Annotated in this window: 13 protein-coding genes; 2 read left to right on the forward strand and 11 right to left on the reverse strand. The window is 59.4% G+C overall.

Annotated features, from left to right (window positions below; translation table 11 throughout):
* Positions 1-5 precede the first annotated feature (5 nt).
* The 9 genes from CZ345_RS01325 to CZ345_RS01365 form a co-directional block, all read right to left on the reverse strand.
* The gene (locus CZ345_RS01325) at positions 6-4676 is read right to left on the reverse strand and encodes a type I polyketide synthase (protein ID WP_077071395.1); all 4671 of its coding nucleotides are present in this window, start codon (positions 4674-4676) and stop codon (positions 6-8) included.
* A 28-nt stretch (positions 4677-4704) separates the two neighbouring features.
* Entirely contained in the window at positions 4705-11361 is a 6657-nt protein-coding gene (locus CZ345_RS01330) for a non-ribosomal peptide synthetase (protein ID WP_077071396.1), read from the reverse strand.
* 39 nt (positions 11362-11400) lie between these two features.
* Positions 11401-13002 carry a (2,3-dihydroxybenzoyl)adenylate synthase gene (locus CZ345_RS01335; RefSeq protein WP_077071397.1) on the reverse strand — a complete coding sequence of 534 codons (1602 nt, stop codon included), beginning with the start codon at positions 13000-13002 and terminating at the stop codon, positions 11401-11403.
* A 255-nt stretch (positions 13003-13257) separates the two neighbouring features.
* Positions 13258-14559, reverse strand: a complete 1302-nt coding sequence (locus CZ345_RS01340; RefSeq protein ID WP_077071398.1) for a TRAP transporter large permease — start codon at positions 14557-14559, stop codon at positions 13258-13260.
* On the reverse strand, positions 14549-15061 hold the full coding sequence (locus CZ345_RS01345; protein ID WP_083717050.1) for a TRAP transporter small permease: 513 nt from the start codon (positions 15059-15061) through the stop codon (positions 14549-14551). Before CZ345_RS01345 ends, CZ345_RS01340 begins: the two co-directional genes overlap by 11 nt.
* A 12-nt stretch (positions 15062-15073) precedes the next feature.
* A complete protein-coding gene (gene dctP / locus CZ345_RS01350) occupies positions 15074-16108 on the reverse strand; it encodes a TRAP transporter substrate-binding protein DctP (protein WP_077071400.1) in 1035 nt (344 codons plus the stop codon).
* Positions 16109-16226: 118 nt separating this feature from the next.
* Entirely contained in the window at positions 16227-16658 is a 432-nt protein-coding gene (locus CZ345_RS01355; RefSeq protein WP_077071401.1) for an HIT family protein, read from the reverse strand.
* 148 nt (positions 16659-16806) lie between these two features.
* The gene (locus CZ345_RS01360; protein WP_162274905.1) at positions 16807-17511 is read right to left on the reverse strand and encodes a 4'-phosphopantetheinyl transferase family protein; all 705 of its coding nucleotides are present in this window, start codon (positions 17509-17511) and stop codon (positions 16807-16809) included.
* A 47-nt stretch (positions 17512-17558) separates the two neighbouring features.
* Positions 17559-18281, reverse strand: coding sequence for a thioesterase II family protein (locus CZ345_RS01365; protein WP_077071403.1), 723 nt, complete (start codon positions 18279-18281; stop codon positions 17559-17561).
* 444 nt (positions 18282-18725) lie between these two features.
* On the opposite strand from CZ345_RS01365, the gene acpP reads away from it, so the two are divergent.
* Positions 18726-18962, forward strand: a complete 237-nt coding sequence (gene acpP, locus CZ345_RS01375; RefSeq protein ID WP_077071405.1) for an acyl carrier protein — start codon at positions 18726-18728, stop codon at positions 18960-18962.
* A 622-nt stretch (positions 18963-19584) separates the two neighbouring features.
* On the opposite strand, the gene CZ345_RS01380 is transcribed toward acpP, so the two are convergent.
* Both CZ345_RS01380 and CZ345_RS01385 read right to left on the reverse strand, forming a co-directional pair.
* The gene (locus CZ345_RS01380; protein ID WP_077071406.1) at positions 19585-19785 is read right to left on the reverse strand and encodes a hypothetical protein; all 201 of its coding nucleotides are present in this window, start codon (positions 19783-19785) and stop codon (positions 19585-19587) included.
* Positions 19786-20411: 626 nt separating this feature from the next.
* Positions 20412-20813 carry a winged helix-turn-helix transcriptional regulator gene (locus CZ345_RS01385; RefSeq protein ID WP_077071407.1) on the reverse strand — a complete coding sequence of 134 codons (402 nt, stop codon included), beginning with the start codon at positions 20811-20813 and terminating at the stop codon, positions 20412-20414.
* A gap of 190 nt (positions 20814-21003) precedes the next feature.
* Here CZ345_RS01385 and CZ345_RS01390 point away from each other — a divergent pair, with 190 nt between their 5' ends.
* A complete protein-coding gene (locus CZ345_RS01390) occupies positions 21004-21294 on the forward strand; it encodes a hypothetical protein (protein ID WP_077071408.1) in 291 nt (96 codons plus the stop codon).
* Positions 21295-22264 lie beyond the last annotated feature (970 nt).

Here is a 22264-nt window from a genome sequence, read left to right on the forward strand (position 1 = left end):
AAGGATCACAGCTGACCTTTGCGGGCAAGCATGGCCTTGACCTCGTCGGCCGACATGTTTCTTATTTTGATGAAAAGTTCCGCTATTCTGGCGGTCTGACCGGCTTTTCGTTCCCCGGCCATCAGATATGCGGCAAGCTTTCTCACCGTGTTTTCCTTAATCAGCGCACGGATGGGCACCCTGGTATGGAATATGCCTTCCAGACGGCTCACCATGGGAATGGCATGCAGCGAATCGCCGCCGAGTTCCGCAAAAGCGTCGTCCAGCCCCACGGCGTCGAAACCGAGTATCTCCTGCCAGACCGCAGCTATCACCTTTTCCACGGCGCTTTCGGGTTCAACGTAGGGCACGGAAAGCCGCGGTCGTTTCGAACAGGCTGAAGAAGCCCTGCCCGAAGCGTATTCCCGGAGCACCTTCTTGGCGCTGTTTCTCAGCTCCGCCGCAAGCGTGGGATAATCCGAGGGGGAAACCATGACCTGCGCTTCCGAAAGCTCAAGAATGCGGCGTATACACTCCATGCCCTCATGGGCAAGAATACCGCCCGTCTCCACACTCGCGCCCACGGTTTCCATCATCTTCGGCAGAAGTTCCATGCCGATGCCGATGCCGTCCCAGTAGCCCCAGTTCACGGAAACCACGCGATAGGGCAGTCTGTGCGCGGCGGCACGGGCGAAAGCGTCCATCACGCAGCAGCCTGCCGCATAGTCCGTGAAGCCCAGCGGCGCCGTGCATGAACACAGCGAGGAAAACAGCATCACGAAATCCGGCGCAGTCCGCTCCATCAGCTTCCCGATGACACGGGCGCCGCGGGCCTTGGTATCGATGACGGCCCGGGCACGTTCGTCGGTCTGCGCCTGTATCATGCCGGAAGACACGGTAGAGGCAGCGTGAAACACTCCGTTGATGACGGAAAAGCGCTCCAGCGCGGCGTCGCACACGCGCGTCATCTGCACAATATCGGCAGTATCGGCCGCCATCACCAGACATTCTCCGCCCATGGCTTCCAGCTCCCGCACATGCCGTATGCGGAAGGCGACGGCGTCGTCGGCACAGGAGGAAAGATACGCATCCCATCTGTCGCGGGGAGGAAGGGGCGTTCTTCCCACAAGCACAAGGCGCGCCTCCCAGCCTCTGACCAGATAACGCGAAAGCTCGCAGGCCACCCCGCCGAAACCGCCCGTGATCATATAGACTCCGCCGCGGCGGAGCACGGAACTTCCGTTTTCCCTTCCCGGAGCAAGGGGAATGTGGGCAAATGTTTCCTCCAGCCGTGAACGCCCGCGATAGGCTATGGTTTCCGCATGGGCCGCCGCAGGCGACTTTTCTTCCAGAATGTCCCGCAGCACAAGAACATCGCTCAGCACGGCGTCGAGAATATCATCGGGCAGAGCTTCGCCTCCGGCGGGAAGCTCGATGTCGATGCTGCACGTCTGCATGTTCCTGTATTCCTGCGGAATGACGCGGCACGGTCCGAGAACGGCGGCCTTTTCCGGCATCGTCCGTTCACGCCCGGTCACCGTCTGCACGCCGTCGGCAAGCACGGCGATTCCGACATGCCTCCCGTCCATGTTCAGGGAAGAGAGAGCGCGCACCAGCCCCACCAGACTCTGATACCCTCTGGCATACATCTCCTCTTCCGTCCCGTCTTCACCGCCTGCAAGCCATGCATGAATGACGAAATCCGGCTCAAAGCCCGTATCGCGCAGCGTTTCCAGCACAGCCCGCATGTCTTCTTCCACGCCGGGCCGCGCGGAAAGCTCTCCGTCGTGCAGCTTTCCGCGCGCCATGCGGACAAGCGCAGCCTCGCCGCCGTGCAGCGCAATGCGCCCGGCAAGGGAATCCGCCACGCCGCTGTCATCGGCAAGAAGCAGAAAACGCCCGGCAGATGCCTTTTCGGGAAAACGCGGCAGGAAGGTCCGCCGCCACTGAGGAAGCACGAACCAGTCGTCGATACTGCTTTTTTTCTCCATGAACCTGCCCATCATGGAAGCAAGAGCCGTGCCTTCCGTCTGAACGGCGCTGCGCGGCCCTGCCTGGGGAGACCAGTAACTTCTGTGCGCAAAGGCGTAGGTCGGCATGGAAATGCGCAGCCCCTCTTCCGGCCAGACAAGTTCCGCACCGGCGACGTACAGCGCCGCGCAGGCCGAGGCGAAGGCCTGACCGTCGCCTATGCTCTGCCCCTCATCGCGCATGGAAAAAACGATGGGCTGCCCCTTGAGATCGGCATGACGGCGGGCAAGCGTGCCCAGCACCTTGCCGGGGCCTACTTCCAGCAGCACGGCGTTCCCGTCCTTCAGCACGGCGGCTATGTTCTCACTGTAGCGCACCGGACGACGGATATGCGCGGTCCAGCAGTCGGGACTCACGGCCTCCTCATCGGTCATCCAGGTCCCGGAAACATTGGAAAGCAGCGGCAGAACCGGTTTCTGCATGTGCACGGAGGAAAGCATCTTCCTGAAGTCCTGCAGAATGGGTTCCATAAGTACGCTGTGTCCGGCCCTTGTGGCGGCCACACGACGATAATGGATACGCAGGGAACCGAGTTTTTCCTCCAGAGCATTCATATCCTCTGGACGGCCGGATACCGTGCAGAGCTTCTCCGCATTGACGGCGGCAACGGACAGACTTCCTTCCAGAAGCGGAAGTACCGCCTCCTCCGGGGCATAGAGCAGCAGCATGGCCCCCTCTTCCACCCTGTCCATGAGCTGCCCGCGGCGGACGGCCACGGCAAGAGCGTCCTCCAGAGAAAACACGCCGGCCATGACGGCCGCAAGATACTGGCCGAAACTGTGGCCCACGCAGCCGGCCGGGCGTATGCCTCTGTGCATCCAGAGCCGGGCAAGAGCATATTCCGTGGCGAAAAGCGAAGCGAAGCTGAAGGTGGGAGTCGCCATTTTCCGGGCGGCCTCTTCCGTCGCCGCCCCTTCGGCATAGAGCACGTCGCGGACATCCTCTCCCAGAAGCGGCAGAAGAATACGGGCGCACTCGTCCACGGCCTCGCGGTACACGGGTTCGTCCGCGTACAGTTCCCTGCCCATGCCCACATACTGTGACCCTGCTCCGGGGAACAGAAAATACACGGCGGGCGCGCCTGCCTCAGACGGCCGGGAGTTTTCGTTCCAGCGGCCTTCCTTCAGATGAGTCAGCAGGGAGGAAACGGAATCTGCCGCCAGGGCGCGGCGATGAGCAAAATGCCTGCGCCCGCGCTGAAGCGTGTATGCCGCATCCTGAAGCGGAATATCCGCGTGACGTTCAAGAAAGTCCGCAAGGCGTGCCGTCGCGCCGTTCAGCGACTCTTCCGTCGCCGCGGAAAGAGGTATCACGCACCACCTGCCGGAAGATCGGGAAGCTTCCCTGCAGGGTGCCTCCTCCAGTACCATATGACAGTTGGTGCCCCCGAGTCCGAAGGAACTCACGGCCGCCCGGAGCGGACCTTCCGCCTTCCACGGGCAGGCTTCGAGCTGCACATGGAACCGGCTGTTCTCAAAGTCTATTTCCGGGTTGGCCCGCTCAAAGTGCAGCGTGGGGGTGAGCATTCTTCTGTCGAGGCAGAGCATGGCGTGCATAAATCCCGCTATACCCGCGGCGGAATTGAGGTGCCCCACGTTGGTCTTGACCGAACCGAGAGCGCAGGGCACGGAAGATGCGCCGTACACCTTTTCCAGCGCGCGTATTTCCATGGGATCTCCCAGGGGAGTGCCCGTGCCGTGCGTCTCTATGAAGGTGACGCTTCCGGCATCGACACCGGAAATATCCAGCGCCTCCTGAAGCACGCTCTGCTGACCGTGAACCCCGGGAGCGGAAAACCCCACCCTGTCGGAACCGTCGTTGTTCACGGCGAAACCGCGCACTACGCCGTAAATATGATCTCCGGCCTCAAGGGCGTCTTCCAGTCTGCGGAGCAGCACCACGCCCACGCCGTTTCCGTACATCATGCCCGAGGCCCGGTGATCGAAGGCATGACAGCAGGCGTCGCGCGACATCGCGCCGTCCTGTCCGGCAAGGTAGCCCGTCTTTTCCGGCAGAGAAACGGACACGCCCCCGGCAAGCGCCATGTCGCAGTGATAGTCCAGAAGGGCCTGACAGGCCGTGGCCGCCGCCACCAGAGAACTGGAGCAGGCGCTCTGCACGCTGAATGCGGGCCCCTTCAGGCCCAGCTTGTAGGCTACCCGCGCGGCGGCATAGTCCTTGTCGTTGCCCATGAGTCTGCTGAAAAAAGGCATGGGATGTTCCGGCATGGTGAGATTGTCGGAAACAAGATAGCTGCTCTGGGTGATGCTTGCGTACACGCCCACCGAGCTTTCGACCCCCGGTACATGGCCGGCATCCTCGAAAGCCTCCCAGGCGCATTCCAGAAAAAGACGCTGCTGCGGATCCAGTTCCTCGGCCTCCCTGGGCGTATAGCCGAAAAATTCCGCATCGAATCCGTCCACGTTGCCGAGGACATAGCCTTTCTTCACATACTGCTCGTTTTTCAAAAGCCGCCCGGGAATGATTCCGGCAAGCTCATCATCCGTGAACGTCGTGCGAACGTCGGCTCCGGATACCAGATTTTCCCAGAAGCGCTCCAGCGTATCCGCGCCGGGAAAACGCCCGGCCATGCCGATAACCGCTATGAGACCGTCCCTGTCTTCCGTCATAGTCACCTCATTTCTTCCATGGTTTTCCGCCGCCATGTTCTCTCCGCCGCGCTCTTCCCCGCCGTCAGTTTCCGGCCCGCCGTATCCGGCCGAGGCGCTTTTTGCGCATGGCCGCACGGTCGGATGTTTCGCGGCCCGCGCCGCCCCCTTCTCCGTCACCGGAAAGGAATGCCGCCATGGTGCGGATATCCGGGTATTCGAACACGCTCACCAGCGGAAACTCACGCGCAAAACGCCGTACCAGTTCCCTGTGCAGTCTCACGGCCAGCACCGAGGTGCCGCCTGCATCGAAAAAGTTTTCGTCGATGCCCGAAGGTCTGCGTCCCAGCACGGCGGCCCAGGCGTCGGCTATCCTCTTCTCCGCTTCCGACGAAGCTTCGACCGCGGGCCTTTCCTGAACGGAACAGCCCTCCGCCATATCCCGAAGGCGCTTTCTGTCCACCTTGCCGTTGGAGGAAAGAGGCATGGCTTCCAGCTTCACTACGCCGGAAGGAACCATGTACCCGGGAAGTTTTTCCCGTACCGTCAGAAGAAGTTCTTCCGTATCCACCGTTTCTCCGGTCACTACGAAGGCGACAAGCCTGCGTTCCGACGCATGTTTCCCGGCGACCTCCACAACCGCCTCATGTACGTCTCCATGGGAAAGCAGCACGGACTCGATTTCTCCCAGCTCGATGCGGTGTCCGCGGATTTTCACCTGAAAATCCCTGCGGCCGAGAAATTCCACGTTACCGTCCGGCATCATGCGCCCCATGTCGCCCGTCCGGTACATCCGCTCGCCCGTCACGGGATGGAGGAAAAAGCTCTCGGCCGTACGTACCGGGTCTCTCCAGTAGCCGCGGGCAAGCCCCGCGCCTGCGATGTACAGTTCCCCGGGCACATGGTCGGGACAATCCTCAAGGCGCGAATTGAGCACATGCCAGCGCTGATTGCGCAGCGGCCTGCCGTAAGGCACGCTCTTCCATCCGGGAGCCACCTCCTCTATGGGATAGAAAATCGACCAGATGGAGGCTTCCGTTGCGCCGCCGAGACTGTACTGCTCCGCCCGGGGAGCCGCTCTGCGCAGCCGCTCTGGAAGATCAAGGGGAATCCAGTCGCCGCTCATAAGCACAAGGCGCAGCGGAATACTCCCCGATTTACCGGTAAATTCCATATATTCCACCAGCATCTGTACAAGCATGGGCACGGAGTTCCATATCGTCACGCCTTTTTCCGCCGCCAGTTCCAGCCAGTGGGAAGGATCCTTCAGACGGTCCGCATCCGGGAGCACCACCGCCGCTCCGGCAAGGAGCGCCGCCCAGATGTCATACGCGGACAGGTCGAACTGCAGCGCGGAAAGTCCGAAAAGCCTGTCCTCCGGCGTAAGATGAAAACGCCCGTTGATGTCGAGCACGGTATTCACCACGCCCCGGTGGTCGATGGCCACGCCCTTGGGACGTCCGGTGGAACCGGAAGTATAGATGACATAGGCAAGGTCTTCTTCCGTCACGGCAGCATCCGCGGCTTCTTCGGCAGGGCCCAGGCAGTCCACGGCCAGAACGCCGATTCCCCCGGGCAGCCTCAGCGCAGGAACATGACGCTGCTGCACAAGCAGTACGCCGAGCCCCGCCTCCCGGACGATCTGCTCAAGACGTGCGGCAGGCACATGCACATCCACCGGCACATAGGCGGCCCCGCAGAGCACGACGCCTTCCGCGGCCGCCACCTGCTCCCAGCCCTTGTCCATGACTATGCCCACAAGATCTCCGCGCTTCACTCCGGCCTGTGCAAGCCTGCCCGCCACGGCGCAGGCCCGCCGATACAGCTCCCCATGGGTCAGCGTCAGGTCCGGGGTTATCACGGCAGGCCTGTCCGCATGTTCGACCGCAGCCCTGCGGACAAGAGAAGCCAGCGTGCCCGCAGGCGTTTCCCAGGCCGTATCGTTGTAAAGAGCGCGGGCACGCAGCTGCGCATCCGACAGCGTCATGACGCTCTGCCTCGTCCACAGCTCCGCATCTGAAGACAGGCGCTGAAGAAGATCCACATAGGCGCAGAACATCTCCTCCACCATGCCCTCGGGAAAAAGTCCTTCCACCACATCCCAGTTGAGCATGAGCGCCCCGTCCTGCTCATAGGTCTGATGGTCCAGCCAGACCTGCGGCGTCTGCGTGAGGCTGGTCACGAGCGTGCCCAGACCGGAAAAGCTCGACGCATCCCGCCCGGCCGCACCGAACCCCGCCGCCCCCGTAAACACCACGGGCATACGCATGGGCCGCCCCGCGGCAGCAAGCTCCCGCAGAACACGCACTCCGCTTACCGTGCGATGGCTCATGTCTTCCCACAGACGGCTCTGGATGCGCCTCACCCTGCCGAGGAAGGAGGCTTCGGCATCCATATCCACTTCCAGAAGTTCCACGGAGGAAAAATCCCCTACGATGTCGTTCACCTCGGGGTGCAGCGGCAGACGGTTGAACACCGTGAGATTCAGCGTGAACCGGGGCGAGGCGCTCCAGCGGCCTATGACCTCGGCATACACCGCCGCCAGCACGCTGGACGCGGACAGGCCCAGATCCCGTATGCGGGCCTGAAGAGCCGTCCATACGCCGGGTTCGAGCGAAGAGGCGAACCGTATCGTGCGGGCGCAGGAAAGTTCCCCGGGCTGCCGGGCAAGAGGCAGTTCGGGGGCAGGAGGAAGCGTATCCAGCCTTGCCTTCCAGTACTCGAAGTCCCTGCGCCTGCGTTCCGAGCCTTCCAGTTTCTCTTCCGCCAGTACATAATCGCGGAAGGAAAGGGAAAGCGGACGAAGTTCCGTCTCCGGTTCGGCGTACAGTTTCCGCCATTCCTCAAGCAGAAGAAAAATACTCCATGCGTCGGCGATCATGGCGTCGAAATCAAGGAAAAGGCGAAGCCGTTCCTTCCCTCTTTCTCCGTATCGCGCCGCGCGGATGTCGAAAAGCGGCCAGACGTCCGCGGGAAGCATCTGGGAAGACATCTCCCGGCGGATTTTCGTCATGATGCTTCCGGCATTCTCCTCCCCGCCGAGTTCGTACACGCGGAAGGCATACGGCTCCGCAGCAGGCAGCACCTTCTGCGTTCCGTCCGGCAGAAAGACCGCACGCAGCATGTCGTGCCTCCTGATGAGCATGTTCCATGCCCGGGCAAGGCGTTCAAGATCCATGCCGTCGTTGTCGAACTCGAAATAGACGTGACTGGAAACATTGCCGAGCTCATACGCCCCGATGCGTCCTATCCAGTAGGCGTGCTGCACGTCCGTCAGCGGGAAGGGAAGGAACCTGCCGTCGGCATTCTCCTCCACGCGGGGCAGCTCCTCTTCCTGCCGCTTTTCCCCGCTGTCCAGACATGCCGCCAGTCGGGATATGTCCGGGCAGCGGAACAGCATGTCCAGGGAAACCTCGCGTTTCAGTTCCCTGCGCATTTCCGCCACAAGGTGCGTGGCCACAAGAGAATCGCCGCCGAGCTCAAAGAAGTTGTCGTGAGTTCCCACCTCGGGCAGATCAAGAACGCGCCGCCACACAAGGGCGAGTGCCTGTTCCGTAGCCGAAAGAGGCCCCGCCTCTTCCTGCGCCTTTTCCTCAAAAGCAGGCAGCGCCTTGCGGTCGAGCTTGCCGTTTGCGGAAAGAGGCAGCTGATCAAGCCTTCCGTACACGGAAGGAATCATGTATTCCGGCAGACATCCGGCAAGATGCGCGTCGAGCCCGGCAAAAAGAGCCTCATCCCCGTTTTCAAAGGCCTCGCTCACCACATAGGCGCCGAGCCTGCGTATGCCCCTGGCTCCGGTAACGATGACGGCCACGGCATCCTTCACGGCGGGGTGCCGCCTGAGGGCGGCCTCTATCTCGCCGAGTTCGATGCGGTGTCCCCGCACTTTTACCTGACTGTCGGCCCGGCCGAGAAACTCTATGGTACCGTCCGGCCAGAAGCGTCCCATATCACCCGTTCTGTACCAGCGTACGCCCTTTTCTTCGAGAAAACGTGCTGCGGAAAGCTCCGCATCGCCGAGATAGCCGCGAGCGACCCCGGCCCCGCCGATCCACAGTTCCCCCTCGACAAGATCCGGGCAGTCCCTGCCTCTGCCGTCCACCACGCGGTAGCTCTGATGCAGAAGCGGACGACCGTAGGGAATCGACTTCCAGAAGGACGGCACGGGGACGGAAACTTCCATGATGTTCGACCATACGGCGGCCTCCGTCGCGCCCCCCATGGCGATGAAGCGCGCCTGCGGCGCACGGAGCGCAAGACGGGAGGGCAGATCCAGTCCTATCCAGTCGCCGGAAAGCAGCGCGGCCCGCAGGGGCAGACTCTGCCCTCTTCCCTCGGCGGCGACAAGGAGCATGTCCAGCAGTACGGGGACGGAATTCCACACCGTCACGCCCCATCGGAGGACAAGGTCGAGCCAGTCCTCGGCGCTGCGCCGCATGGATTCACCCATGGTCACCAGTCTGGCCCCGGCAGACAGCGTGCCGAAAATATCGTACACGGAAAGATCGAAATCCAGGGAGGACACTGCAAGGCAGGCGTCTCCCTCGCCGAGACACAGCCTGTCGTTGATGTCTCGTATGGTGTTCGCCGCGCTTTTGTGCTCTATGGCCACACCCTTGGGTTCCCCCGTGGAACCGGACGTGAAAATGACGTAGGCAAGATCCGCGGCATCCGCTTCCACGGGAGCGTCCAGAGGCGGCACGGAAAAGCGTCCCGCCATATCCACAAATTCCGTCCCGTCAGGAAAAGAAGAGGGTTCCACCGCGTCGGCGGAACCGAGAACGAAGCGGCCGCCCGTGCGGCGAAGTATGCGCTCCCGCCTTGCCGAAGGCTGCGAAGGACTGACCGGAACATAAAACGCTCCGGCGGCAAGCACGCCGAGCACGGCTACGACCTGCTCCCTGCCCCTGGGCAGAGTGACGGCCACGGGCATACCTTTCTTCACGCCTCGTTCACGAAGAAGAGCCGCCGTGCACAGGGCATCGCGCGCAAGTTCCGCATAGGTGAACATCTCGCCGGTCACGCCGTCCACAAGGGCCGGAACGTCGCCGCGCTCCTGCGCAAGAGCAAAAAACTCCGCGTGAAGAAGGCGTTCTGGCGCAGGCCCGGCCAGCGCCCTGTCCCTTTCCCTCGCAACGCGCTGATGTTCCGGCAGCACATCGGGCACCATATCCCAGCGCGCGGCGTCTTCGGAAAGCCATTCCAGAAGCTTTCCGCAGGCAAGAAGCATATCCTCCACCACGCCTTCCGCAAAAAGATCCTCGGCCGTATCCCACGCAAGAGTAAGCGCCCCGTCGGCTTCCTCATAGACCTGATGATCCAGCCAGACCTGAGGCGTCTGCGAAAGCATGTCGTGCATCTCGCCGAGGTGTTCCCTGCACTCGGAGGTGAGAAGAGGCGTACCGAGATTGCAGGCGAACACCACCGGAGCAAGGAACGCTTCGCCGGGACGGAGTTTCGCAAGTTCCCGCTGTACGCGCACACCGGAAAAGGAAGAATGCGCCGCATTTTCGTAAAACCGGGCCTGAACGTCCTTCAGCCGGGCAAAAAAGTCCTTTTCTTCCGTGCAGTCCACATCCACCAGCAGAAGACTGGTGAAATCCGCCACCACGTCTTCCAGGCCGGCTTCTCCCGTCTCGCGGTCGAACAGGGGAAGATTGATGAAAAAGCGGGAACAGGCGCTCCAGCGGTCCAGCACTTCGGCATAGGCCGTAAGCAGCACCATAGCAGGCGTGACGCCCCGGCGCCCGGCCGTATCCTTCACGGCCTTCCATGCTTCCGGAGCGAGACGGAAGACCCGGCGCCGGTATGCAGCCTTCTCCACCAGAGACGGATCGCACCTGAGCGGAAGCGCGGGCGGCCCGGGCAGCAGGGCAAGGCGGCTCTTCCACCACTTCTCGTCGCGCTCCGCATCGGCACGGATCCGCTCCGCCCTTTCCGCCAGATAATCGGAAAAACGCCAGCCGGGAGGAGCCGCAGGCACAACGCCGCGCGCATAGGCGGCCGCCAGATCGCGCAGCACGATACAGAAGCTCTGCACGTCCGCCACCAGCAGATCGATATCAAAGAACAGGCGCGTACGGCCGCCGGAAAGCAGGCACAGCTCAAGCCCGGCCAGCTTTCCCGCCGACACGTCGAACCTGCGGCAGGAAAGCCTTTCCCGCAGCTCCGCCAGAAAGGCGGATTCCTCTTCTCCGTTCATATGGGCGCAGTCATGAACGATCAGAGGATCGGAAGCCGGTTCCGGCAGAATGCGCTGCCTGCCGTCCTCGAGGAAGGCCGTTCTCAGCATGGCATGATGACCGAGAACGATGTTCCACGCCCCGGCCAGACGAACGGGGTCCACGTCGCGCCCGTCAAGCTCCATGTAGGCATGGCAGCCCACGCCGCCGAGAGCCTGCCCGTCTCTGCGACCTATCCAGTAGGCATACTGAACATCCGTCAGCGCAAAAGGAGCGTCCCCGTCTCCCGGGCCTTCCTGCCTGAGCGCCGGAACCTCCAGTCCCGCCCGGAGCTTCAGAAGTTCCATCCAGCGGCCGAGCGCAGGTTCCGCCATCATCTCGGCAAAGGTAACCTTCACTCCGGCCTTGCGCCACCGGCTCACAAGACGCATGATCTTCAGGGAATCCAGTCCCAGCCCGACAAGATTGTCCGTATCGGTGAAATCCGTCGTTGCGACCAGTTGTTCCACACTCCGGCGGACAACGCCGTACTCTATGACTGCAGAGTCCTTCACTGCCATGTATTCCTACCTGTTTCCAAAAATTGTCTGCCGGAAAAATCAGGATCGTGCGGAGCTTCTCCGGGCGGCCATGCCGGCCAGAGCGCGCTTGTCCACCTTGCCCACGCTCGTGACGGGCCAGGCCTGCACCACTTCAAGCTGATCGGGATATTTGAAGCGCGCCATACCGCTTTTTTCAAAATGAGCATACACGTCCGCAAGCGCGGGCCCGTCGCCGTCCGTCATGATCCAGGCGCAGATGCGTTCCCCAAGCTCCGCATCCTCCACGCCCACAACGGCGGCATCGGTCACGCCGGGCATGGTCCGCAACACGGTTTCCACCTCCACCGGGGCGATCTTCTCTCCTGCCCGGTTGATCTGTTCCTTGATGCGGCCGCAGACCACGATGCGGCCCTCCGGGGTGAATCGGGCCACATCGCCCGTACGGTAGTAGCCGTCTTCCGTCACGGCATGGCGGTTCACCTCGGGAGCGCGGTAATAGCCCTGAATGGTATAGGGGCCCCGAACGATCATTTCCCCGGCCTGCCCGGCGGGCACGTCCCGTCCGTTCTCATCCACCATGCGCACTTCATCGGCGGGAGAAAGGGGCCGGCCCTGCGTGTTGCAGATGATCTCCTCATCATCCTCCAGCGCCGTGGTGCAGATGAGCCCTTCCGCCGTACCGAAAACATTGACCATTCTGCATCCCAGCACGGGTTCCACTCGGGCCGCCATTCCCGGATCTACTGCCGAACCGCCTGCTTCGATAAAGCGCAGAGAAGAAATATCGGCCTCCTCCCACTCCCGCACTTCCAGCCACAGATTGAGCAGCGCCGGAACAAGCGCCGTAAAGGTCACCTTTTCCCGTTCGATGAGGGCAAAGGCCTCCTCCGGCCCCGCGTTTCCGGCAAGCACCACCTTGCCTCCGTGCATCAGCGTTCCGATGATGCCCGGCGCAGAAAGAGAAAAGTTGTGTGCGGCGGGCAGCACCACAAGACAGACGTCCTGTTCCGTAAGATGCAGGCGCTCCGATGCGGCCCTCGCGTTATAGGCGTAGTCGGTATGACGACGCGGAATGAGCTTGGGAGTCCCCGTGGTCCCCCCCGAAAGCAGAAGCAGCGCAGTATCCGTGAAGGAAGGTTCGCGGACCTCCGGTTTTCCGTTCCGTATGCGCAGAGTCTCCAGGGGAATCGTGCCTTCAATCTTCCCGTTGTCGGTAATGATGTATCTGAGATAGTCGTGCCCCTGCCGCAGAGCCTCCACCGTGGAACGGTATTCCACGGAACCGGAGCTGTCGGTCGTAATGTAGGCCACAGGTTCCGCAAGAGCGCAGAGCGCCGTCACATCAGCCTGACGGCTGGCGGGAAGAGCCATGATGGGAACGGCGCCGAGGCGGAACAGCGCAAACGCCGTCACGATGAGCGAAAGACGGTTGGGAAGCTGCACCAGCACCCTGTCGCCGGGCATGATGCCGAGCTTTGCCATACCTGCGGCATATTCGTCCGCCATGCCGTCCAGCTCGCCGTAGCTCACCGAACCGTCGGGAGCCACCACGGCCGTTCTGTCGGCATGTCTGCGCGCGGAAATCCGCAACTCTTCTCCCAGCGTTCTGGGCTGCCAGTATCCTTTTTCCACATATTCCCGTTCAGGAACCTGATACACTCTCTCTTCTCCTTTCTTCCGGGCATGACCGGCATGAACATGCGGGATGTCATTTCTTTTATGAAAATGAAAGTCATTATCAACTTTATGCCGTTTCTGTACGTCGAAGAGCGCCCGCTCCGCTCATTCTTCCCCGAAATATCAGGCACGGCAGTAACCATAACGTGCCGCCTCACGGCTGAACATCCCCTATCAGACCAAAAGCTTGCCAGGAACTTTCCCCGGTGTCTTCCGCGCCGGACACGGCCGGCCCTGTCAGTTCATCCGAGAGGGAAGCCACAGGCTCAGCGCCGGAAAGGCGAAAAGCAGCACAAGATGAAGCACGTCGGCCACAAGAAACCACGATACCCCGCGGAATATCGTCGTGAGGGGGACGTCGTGCGCCACGGATTTAATGACGAAGACATTGAGTCCCACGGGCGGCGTGATCTGCGCTATCTCGAAAATTCGCACCACGATGATGCCGAACCATACGGGATCATAGCCCAGGGAGGTAATGAGGGGAAACACGATGGGCATGGTGAGCACGACCATGGCGACGGGTATCATCACGCAGCCGAGCAGAACATACATGGCCACAAGCATCACCATGATCATGACGGGACTGACGTTCAGGGCGCTCACCTCGGAAGCCAGCGTAAAGGGGATGCGCGTCACCGAAAAGAAATAGCCGAGCAGCATGGCGCCGACCATGACCACCATGATCATGGCCGTGGATTTGACGGCATCCATAAGGGACATGCCGAAGGCACGCCACGAAAGCCTGCGCCGGAGAAGCGCAAGAAGCAATGCGCCCGCAGCCCCCACCGCCGCCGCTTCCGAAGGGCTGAACCAGCCTCTGCATATTCCCCCCATGACAAGCCCGAAAAGAACCAGCACCGTCCAGCAGCCTTTCAGCGAAGCAAGACGCTCCTTCCAGGAAAAGGGAACGGAGGCAGGTCCCGCGTCCGGTTTCACCCGGCATACGACAGCCACCGTCACGGCGTAGAAAAGAGCCTGAAGCAGGCCGGGAATCACGCCCGCCATGAAGAGTACGGCAATATTCTGTTCCGTGAGCATACCGTAGATGACAAGTACCGTAGAGGGGGGAATAAGTACGCCCAGCGTTCCTCCCGCGGCCACGACTCCCGTACTCAATGCCGGATCGTAGCCGTGTTTCTTCATTTCCGGCAGGGCCACGGCCCCCATGGTCACGGCCGTGGCCAGCGTCGTTCCGCTCAGGGCGGCGAATCCGGCACAGGCTCCCACCGCGGCCAGCGCCAGTCCTCCCCGGAAATGCCCCACCCAGCGGTGCAGCATACGGAAAAGTTCTTCGGATATCCCGCTGTGAAAGCAGATGTTTCCCATGAGCATGAACAGCGGAATGACGGCATAGTCATAGGAAGCCACACTGGTCCACGGAGCCGTACGCAGCACATTCATGCCCGCGCCCGCACCGAGCAGCGCCGTCATGCCTGCCACACCGACCACGCCCATGGCAACGGCCACCGGCACACGCAGAAAAAGAAGCGCAAGCAGCGCGACAAGGCCGAGAACGCCGACTGATTCAGCAGTCATGCCGCGCCTCCTTTCCGCCCTCTGAAAAAACGTCGCGGGCATGGAGCAGAAACACGACGGCAAGCAGCAGAAAACCGAGTCCGAAAACAAAAATGAACGGCCCCGTCCGCAGGCTTGTGGTCGGCGTACATTCTCCGTTTGCAAAGGCGTCCAGCGCATAGCTCAACGTCTTCATGCCTGCGGCAAGACAGAAAAGAAAGCCCAGAACATGGCCGGATATCCTTGCATATCGCCGGGCTCCGGGCGGCATGAGTTCCGTGACGATCTCCACATCAAGATGACTGTGCGTCACCCCGGTAAAGGCCAGCCCGCAGCCCACGAGAGCCCCCATGCACACCTCCGCCACCTCGAATACTCCGGGAATGGAAGTCCCCGCCAGCGAACGGATGACAACGTCCGACGTTATCAGAAGCGCCATGAAGAACAGCAGAAGGCAGCCCGCCCGGTTTCCCCAGCGGGCCGCACTGTTCACGGCACCGCGCAACATTGCAGCAGCTTTCATAGAAAGGCGCTCCTACCGCGTTTCATACTTCTTCATCAGTTCCAGAAATTCCGCGACGTAGCGCCTCGCATCGGCCACCCCTTCTTTTTCCATGCGGGCAAGTTCCCTTTCCCGCACCTCGGCGCATACCCGGTCCATCCTTTCCCGTTCCTTACCGGAAAGCATCAGCACCTTTTTGCCTTCACGTGCAAGTTCAGCCTTCACGTCGGCGGCAATGAAGGCCTCCGTCTCGCCGCCGAGGGCCGCAAAACGTGCACCGCTCTGTTCTTCCAGCACCTTCTTCAGGTCGGGAGGCAGCGCATCCCAGCGATGCCGGTTGATGACCAGGTAAAAATAGATGGGAGGAAGAAAATCGCCTTCGGTAAAGGACGTGCACAGACTCGTCAGACCGAATCCGCGATGCCCTTCCCACGCGGCTACGGCCGCTTCCACAATCTTCTTCTGAAGGTTCATGAAAATATCGGGTCCGGGCACCGTCATCACCGTGGCCCCCATGTGTTCGGCAAGCACGGCCGTACTCTTGCCGTTGGTGCGCAGACGCAGACCGTCAAAATCGTCCACCCCCATTACCGGTCCGGTCACGCTGCCTATGACCATGGGAGAAACGTGCACACCGAGAATCTTCACCCCTTTCGCCTCGTCGTGGAAGGCGGGATGCCTCTCCATAAGCTCCCATACGGCCAGAGACGCAGCCCGGGGATCGGATATATTCAGCCCCGGCACATAAAGTGTTTCCAGAGCCTTCAGCCTGTCCGTAAAGAAGAAGGAATGCAGGTAGGCGATATCCACAAGCCCGTCCTGGCAGGCCGTCAGATTGACGTTGGGCCTGGCCAGAGAACCGTTGGGATAAAGATGGATTCTTATGCGGCCCCGGGAAGCCTTCTCCACCGCCGCGCTCCAGGCCTCCAGCGTGCGCACCTGCTGTACGGACCGGGAGCCGAGACCCGTTTCAAAATTAAACACAAAAGTTTCCGAAGCCGAAGCCGGAAACGACAACGCGGCGCAGCTCAACACCGCACCGAGCAGCGAATGCACGAGCCTTTTCATGTTTTCTCCTTTTCGACCTCCTCCCCACCGTCTTTCACCATGTGTCCGCGACAGGCCTGACCATGCCGCATCCTCTTCGTCGAATCCTTCTTCTCCCGGCGTACCGCATTCCGGGCGTTCAGCCCTGCCGCCGGCGGACCATGGCCGCGCGTATCTTTTCCGCCATGGTCTTCATCTGCGTATGCGAGTCGTAAATCCCCGGTTTCCACGGCTCGAAGCCGTCCCCTTCCCGCCGGGGAATAAGATGCCAGTGAAGATGATCCACCGTCTGCCAGGCGCTGCGTCCGTTGTTCTGAATGATGTTCAGCCCCGTTGCCCCGGTCGCTTCCGTCACGGCGGCTCCGACGCGGCGCATCATATCCAGAAGTTCTGCGCCGACACTCGTATCCGCCCGAAAGATATTTTCCTCATGCGCTCTGGGAATAATGAGCGTATGGCCGGGAAAGGCGGGATTCACATCCAGAATGGCCAGAAGATGTTCGCTCTCATCAAGCACGGTACAGGGAATCTCACCGGCAGCGATACGGCAGAATATGCAGGCATGTTTCATGGCAGCTCCTTGTTCTATGGTTCATACCGTTTCCGGGCGGTTCGCCATTCCCGCCTCCTGCGCGCACCTCTCCTCCGTCTTCTCCCGGCCCTTCCTGTGACGGAGGCGCCGAAAAAACGCATGAAAACTCGCCCGCCCTTTACATACGTCAGCCCGGATACATGCCATGGCATACCCTCTGCGCATCAGGGCATGAAGCGTCGCGCACCTCCACTTCCGCAACGGCGGCCGTGACATCGGCAAAAGGCTGCCATTCCATCAGCCGCACGGGGAAAAAACGACCGTCCGTCATGGCTATGCCGGGAGTCTCTCCCGGCCGGGAAGGCATGTGTACGGCAAAGGCTTCCAGCGGCAGCGAAAGCCCCAGACCGAGGGCTTTGACAAAGGCCTCCCTGAGCACCCAGCAGCGGAAGAAACGTTTCCACGCCCCGGCTCCCCGGTTTATCCACAGGCGTTCCTGAGGGGAAAAAAAGGCGGCTATCTCATCCCTTCCCGGAAAATCGCGCACATGCTCCACGTCGACACCGACTTCGGACGATGCGGAAATCGCCACAAGCGCCGTATTCCGGGTATGGGACATATTGAAAAAAGGCCCTCCCGACACCCGCGGCTTGCCGAAGCGTCCCTCCGTCAGACAAAGATCGCACGGCCGGCATTTCATCCAGCGTCCGAGAAGCATACGCAGGCTCCAGTGGGCCACGGCAAAGTTCCAAACCAGCTCCTGAGTGGCGAAACGTTCCGCCCGTCGTCTTTCTTCGGAAGAAAGCGCCTGAAACACCTGCTCCCTGTCATAGGAACCATCGAGCCGTATTGCCCAGCACTCCGGCCGGTCGTCCTTTTTTTCCTCCAGCATACCGTGCACGGGAAAAAAACGTCTTACCCAGTTTCCCTCCCCTTCCTTCATAAGGAAAGCTCCGCACGGATACGGGCAACCACAAGACCGGAAGCGCGGGTGACAAAAAAATGATCTCCGGGAATTTCGCAGCAGTTGAACTTCCGACAGGTCTGCTTCTCCCACCCCTGTACTTCGAAAGCGTCGGCCTCCCTGTCTTCGGAACCGAAAAACGCCGTCACCGGAAGAGGCAGCGCCGCCTCTTCCCTGTACCGGTAGGTTTCATCCACCGTGAAATCCGCCCGAAGCATGGGCAGGAACAGTTTTCGTACCTCTCTGTTTTCCAGAAAAATCCGGGAAGTGCCTCCGTACCGGGCAAGAGCGGTGAAAAACTCATCCTCATCCAGATCGTGCAGAGGTTGCGGCTCAGGAATTTCCGGCGCACGGCTGCCGGAAACAAAAAGATGCACCGGGAGGGCATATCCTCTGCGCCGCATGAACCTTGCCACCTCAAAGCCTACACGTGCGCCGAGACTGTGTCCGAACAGCGCATAAGGGGCATCGACATACGGAAGCATGGCCTGCGCAGTCTGCTCCACAATCTCGTCCATGGACAGAAGCGGAGCCTCCGCCATGCGGTTTTCTCTGCCCGGAAGCTGTACGGGAACAACGCCGAGCGAATCGTCCCGGGGCCAGGAACGAAACGTCGAAGCGCCGCCGCCGGCGTAAGAAAAACAAAAAAGCCGTATTGCCGCCGCCGGAACCGTTTCCGGCATAAACCAGGATGACATCGTTCTTCCTTCATCATGCCGCGGGACGGATCTGCCCGTCCGCGGCATCCGCTGCTTTCGGTCCTGCTCCTTTCCTGAAAAGCGTGCTGCTCAAAAAGCCGCGTGCCGGATGACGCACGGGCGGAAAAAGGAGCAGAAGACCGAATATCCGTTTTCCGATTTTTGTTCTGCCGGTATGCCGGCCCGCCGCCGGAGAAAGAGGGAAAGGGGGAAACGCCCTTCACTCTCCTTCCCGCATCTTGCCCAGTATAGGAAACGACAAGTTCACAGCCATACCATATCGGACCAAAAACTTGCCATATTTTACTAATAATTTTACTATGTTATATAATTTATCCGTTGACTTTGCGGCCCTGTCTCTCCTATGCTTTTCCCGTGTCGTACGGTATGCGCCGTATTCCACAGGCCGCACAATCCCTACCCGTCCCTTGTAAAGGATCATCTATGTCCATCGAAGAACAGGTCATCAACATCATCAGAAACCAGCTGGACACGCCCCCCGAAGCCATCGTTCCCGGAGCCTCCCTTCTGGAAGATCTCGGCGCCGACTCTCTCGACATCACGGAACTGGTCATCGCCATGGAAGAAGCCTTCAACATCAAAATCGCCGATGACGAGGTGCAGATGATCCGCACGGTGCAGGATGCCGTAGACCATGTAAAAGCTTCCGCAGGCCGATGAACCGACGCGCCGCGCAACCTGCGGAAGCTTCGGTATCCGGTTCTTCCGCGGCGAAATTTATTCCCTTCTCATAAGAAAACACCTTTTCGAGCACACGCGGAAGTCCGCTCCGTCTTCTCGAAAAGGTGTTTTTCAGAGAGGCCTCGTGCGCCCCCTCATCTCTCCGGCGGCTGTTTTCCGTTCCGGGCACTTCGTCCATCCGCGGCCGGAAAAAACAAACTCATGTTCGTCATCCCTGCAAAACACAGCGGAATCTGCCTGTGTCCCCGCCGGTTCCGCATCGTACCGCCGGATACTGCCGCAATGCGGCTACTCCCCTCCGGCCATGAACAGCAACAGAACAGTTCCGGACTTCGGCCCGAAAAACATTTCAGACCATCATGTCATGGAGAGGAAGGAGTACATGTCTCTGCGTCTCCAGAAAGGATGAACAGCAAGAAAAAAACGGCATTGGGAACAGACGGAGGACGCAGCAATTATTCCCAGCAGTTCCAGCGAAGCATTAAAAAGGCTTCAAGGCTGCAGATACTGATCATGACCATCCATATCAATAACAGATGTTTTCCTGTATAGCTGCCGTGAAATCTCGAAAAAATTTCCTTCTTCCGCCTTTCCGTATATCTTAAAATATCAGGATGGGCATTGCAATTACATAGAACGGCCATCCGGGTTCCACTTCGTGGATAGCTGTCAGCAGCGGCAGAAACGCATCCAGGTACCAGCACCACATCAGCAGCGTTTCCCCATCGCCCGGAGCCTTTTCTCTTCCGTGAAAGGATTCACCCACAAACCATATATAGTCAATGCATCTTACTATATTCATGGTGATATTCCACAGCCGTCCACAGCAGCTTCAAGTACGACTTGCCATCCATCCTTTCTACTGCCGACGCATCTCTCGTCCGGGCAGCGGCAAGAAAAAACAGCCCGTTCAGCATCGGATTCCAAAAATCTCATATGAAGAAACATGTTAAACCAAATGCAGCAGAAAAGCGCTTCCCATGAAGAAAACCTTTCCTGCCGCATATCGCATCATACGGCGTTTCCCCGCCGGATTGAAACCGCATCTGACGCCATGAACGCCGTTTTACATGGGGCTGACGCCATTCTATTTCCATACGTTATCGCCCGGTAAGGGATATATGCAAGGCCCCATGCCAGTACCCCGCCATCTCCCATATTCCCGGCACACCGCGCTGTTTTTGCACGCGGAAGACGTCCTCTTCCCTGGAAAATCCAGCGGAAACACATTATCGAAAATCCCCATGCTCCAAAAGACGACAGGACCGGTAAAGAAAACTTCCCGGCCCGCTTTTTCCCCATACCACACCCGGATATTCAAGTTTCCCTTTCATGTGTCCCGTCGGGGAAGAGGAACATTGCCTTAACAAATCACGCCGTTTGTTTTCTGTATTCAATATATGGAGAAAAAAACGTCATTCTGCAACTTCATTTCGTTCCATTTAAATGTATTTCTGTCGCATAGTCACATTTTTTACATTGCGCCGTATGCGGTTCATCCTTTTTCTTATAGTATACTCCAGACCATCGGCATATATTTTGAAGTATAGGAACTACGGACAGGCCTTTCTCCGTAAGACGGTATTCCACACGAGGCGGAATTTCGTCGAACGATGTACGCCTGACCATGCCGTCGGCAATCAGTTCCTTCAGATTCTGCGCAAGTACGGCATCGGTTATATTCGTCATTTCTTCCTTTAGCCTGCCATAGCGCAGCGTGTCCTGATGAGCCAGCACACAGATGATGCGCGATTTCCATCTCCCTCCAAAAACATTCAGTCCGTATTCCAGTGGGCAGCGGATGTCTTTCTCAAATTTTGCCTGATACATGTGTTTCCTCTATCTGAACCAGATATCGAACATGCACATTCTATGCAGACATGCCGCCGTCGGCAAGCCACTATGAAATTTATGAGTAACTCATAAATTTGCGGATGTCTTTTCTTTTGGCGACAGCCGGCTACTCTTTTCCCCGTGGCGAACACGCCGACAACATTTTATCTGTCACAGGAGATATATCATGGAAGTCAAAGCTTATCTCGAAATCACCATGAAGATCGATAACGCCAACCGTCCCGCAGCAGCAAAAGTCTATGCCGACTACCGTGCCCCGTTTCTGAATACCATCAGGGGGGCGCTCACCAAGGAGCTGCTTATTCGCGACGAAGATGTGCAGGTTCTTCACGGATTCGACTCCGTCGAGCACGCTGCTGCCTATCTGAGCAGCAGCCTCTTCAATAACGATGTGGTCAAGGGCCTCAAGCCGCTCTGGAGCGCCGATCCTGAAGTACGAATCTACACCGCAGCATAGTCGTCATGAGGATGGGGAAAGCGGGAATCCCGCTTCCCCCATCTCGTCCGTCAGTATTTTCTTCCTGAAAGGATGCCATCTGTTGGTATAGACAATATATGCATGATACTTCTGCGGAAAAATTCGCTTATCTGCCGACAGTCTCTCGTGAAATAGGAATACAGCATGGTTTCCGAAGTGTACACGGCAGTTCGGAACCTGCCGGCTGCGGCAACGCTCCGCGTACCTAGACGGACAGAATCGTGCAATCCGCACAGGCACAGAACATATCCATGTCAGACATGAACCCGGCGTATTTCCCGGTGTACCCTGTTTTCTGACTTTTCAGGGAGCGAAAGGCCTGTATCCTTCGACAACCTTCAAACATGGCGGAGAGCCTCTATGCGAAAGGTTGGCGTGCCTTCAAGGATAATGACGACGAAGTCCGTGCGAAAACAGAAAGGCAGGATACGGAAACCGGAATGACAGCGGGTATGTATCGAACAAAGAACGGCACTATCCGGCGTGCTGCCGGCAGGCATGACACAGGGAGCGCGGCTTATCTTCGACGCCTATCCCCCGGCCGTCGATGCGGAATGATGCGATTCCCATTGATATTCCCGACGCGCTCGACAACAGCGGCACCTTCCGTCGACTTCTACGCCGACGATACCGGCACGGAGCGCTCTCAGGCCCGCAGGACGGGAACCCCGGAGCTCTTTTGAAGGGAATGGATCAACGGCATAGCCGCCACCAGGCAATATCGGCGAGAACCTCATCCGTCTTGCGGAGGGACCGCTTAAAACAAAAATTCCTCAAGAGAAAATCTCCTGAGGAAAAATTGAACCCGTTGAAATTTTGGCGTCCCCAGGCGGATTTGAACCGCCGTTGACGGCGTGAAAGCCGTTTTACATGCGCCTACCGCCATTATATTTCAATGAGTTATAGCACATTGAGGGACATAAAATGTCACCAAAAACCTCTGTGCTTG

Source organism: Mailhella massiliensis (assembly GCF_900155525.1).
GTDB classification, from domain to species: Bacteria; Desulfobacterota; Desulfovibrionia; order Desulfovibrionales; family Desulfovibrionaceae; genus Mailhella; species Mailhella massiliensis.

Bases quoted from the DNA above. Each gene is read 5' to 3' on its own strand.
- CZ345_RS01365 (WP_077071403.1), bottom strand. From the start codon at position 18,281: ATGTCATCCTGGTTTATGCCGGAAACGGTTCCGGCGGCGGCAATACGG.
- CZ345_RS01390 (WP_077071408.1), top strand. From the start codon at position 21,004: ATGGAAGTCAAAGCTTATCTCGAAATCACCATGAAGATCGATAACGCC.
- CZ345_RS01360 (WP_162274905.1), bottom strand. From the start codon at position 17,511: ATGCTGGAGGAAAAAAAGGACGACCGGCCGGAGTGCTGGGCAATACGG.
- acpP (WP_077071405.1), top strand. From the start codon at position 18,726: ATGTCCATCGAAGAACAGGTCATCAACATCATCAGAAACCAGCTGGAC.
- CZ345_RS01345 (WP_083717050.1), bottom strand. From the start codon at position 15,061: ATGAAAGCTGCTGCAATGTTGCGCGGTGCCGTGAACAGTGCGGCCCGC.
- CZ345_RS01330 (WP_077071396.1), bottom strand. From the start codon at position 11,361: ATGGCAGTGAAGGACTCTGCAGTCATAGAGTACGGCGTTGTCCGCCGG.
- CZ345_RS01325 (WP_077071395.1), bottom strand. From the start codon at position 4,676: ATGGCGGCGGAAAACCATGGAAGAAATGAGGTGACTATGACGGAAGAC.
- CZ345_RS01385 (WP_077071407.1), bottom strand. From the start codon at position 20,813: ATGTATCAGGCAAAATTTGAGAAAGACATCCGCTGCCCACTGGAATAC.
- CZ345_RS01380 (WP_077071406.1), bottom strand. From the start codon at position 19,785: ATGAATATAGTAAGATGCATTGACTATATATGGTTTGTGGGTGAATCC.
- dctP (WP_077071400.1), bottom strand. From the start codon at position 16,108: ATGAAAAGGCTCGTGCATTCGCTGCTCGGTGCGGTGTTGAGCTGCGCC.
- CZ345_RS01355 (WP_077071401.1), bottom strand. From the start codon at position 16,658: ATGAAACATGCCTGCATATTCTGCCGTATCGCTGCCGGTGAGATTCCC.
- CZ345_RS01340 (WP_077071398.1), bottom strand. From the start codon at position 14,559: ATGACTGCTGAATCAGTCGGCGTTCTCGGCCTTGTCGCGCTGCTTGCG.